This is a genomic window from Pseudomonas entomophila, assembly GCF_013523125.1.
In the GTDB taxonomy this organism is placed as follows: domain Bacteria; phylum Pseudomonadota; class Gammaproteobacteria; order Pseudomonadales; family Pseudomonadaceae; genus Aquipseudomonas; species Aquipseudomonas entomophila_B.
In genome coordinates, this window is the sequence record NZ_JAAMQJ010000093.1 from 1 (window position 1) to 1,363 (window position 1,363).

Here is a 1,363-nt window from a genome sequence, read left to right on the forward strand (position 1 = left end):
GGAGACTGTCAGATTTTTTGTGTTCGGGCCGATAACGGCCTGCCGTGAGGCAGGCCGTGCTTTTACCAGGTCGGCCTGATAAATCGATCTCCGTACAGAATCGCAAATTGATTCATCGCGCTCTTCCAATCATGCGCCGCTGAACCCCAGTTCGCCGTGATATTTCGCAGTCCAAGCCAGATCAGCTTGGTCGCCGCATCGTCGGTCGGGAAGTGACCGCGGGTCTTGACGATCTTGCGTAGCTGAGAGTTGATGCTCTCGATAGCGTTGGTCGTGTAAATCACTTTCCGGATGGCTGGCGGGAAGACGAAGAAGGGAATCACTCGATCCCAGGCCCGTCTCCAGGCAGCCACCACTGTTGGATACTGCTTGCCCCAAGGGCCGTTTTCAAAATCGTCCAGCGCCTGCTCAGCTGCCTCGGCGTTGATGGCCTGGTAGATCGGTTTCAGCGCCTTGGCCAATTCACGACGCTTATCCCAGGCCACATAATCGAGGCTGTTGCGGATCAGATGAACGATGCAGGTTTGCAGTGTCGTAGCCGGAAACACTGCGCTCAGAGCCTCAGGCATCCCTTTGAGTCCGTCGGTCACAGCAATCAGCACGTCTTCGATACCACGCGTCTTGAGATCATTGAACACTTTCATCCAGAACTTCGCACCCTCGGTGTTCTCGATCCAGATGCCCAAGATATCGCGCGTCCCGTCGGGTAGAACGCCCAGCGCCAAGTAAATGGCCTTGTTGCGCACCAGGCCTTCTTCGCGGATTTTCACCCGCAGCGCATCAAAGAAAATAACCGGATACATCGGCTCCAGAGGCCGCTGTTGCCACGCGCCGATCTCTTCCATGACCTCATCTGTCACAGAGCTGATGAAGTCGTGCGAAACCTCTGTTCCGTACTGCTCGGAAAGAAAGGCTCGGATCTCTCGGACTGTCATTCCACGTGCGTACATGGCGATGATCTTGTCGTCGAAGCCGGTGTATCGGCGCTCGTGCTTGGGGATCAAAATGGGCGCAAAGCTGCCGTCTCGATCACGAGGAATCTCCAGCCGCAGCGGGCCATCGCCGGTCAAAACCGTCTTGTCACTCTTGCCATTACGCTGGTTGGTTTCATCCTCTGGGCGCTGCGCGCCCGGCGGATAGCCCAGGTGGTGACCCAGCTCGGCATTCAGCGCGCGTTCGATCAGGGCCTTCTTGAACGCCGCAGAGGCATCCTCGATGGCTTCTGCGGTCATCAAGCCCTCACCAAACTGCTCCAGCAGTTCTTTGGGGATTTTGGGCAGGTCACGCAAGGGTTTCTTTTTGGTTGGCATACATGCACCTCTTACTCATGTTATGCCCGAACACAAAATTTCTGACACCCTCT

1 protein-coding gene is annotated in these 1,363 nt (G+C 56.2%); it reads right to left on the reverse strand.

All coding sequences use genetic code 11. From position 1 onward, the window contains the following. Nucleotides 1-62: 62 nt before the first annotated feature. Complete coding sequence (locus G7007_RS21660; RefSeq protein ID WP_181105136.1) at nt 63-1,310, reverse strand: IS256 family transposase; 1,248 nt, start codon at nt 1,308-1,310, stop codon at nt 63-65. Nucleotides 1,311-1,363: the final 53 nt, after the last annotated feature.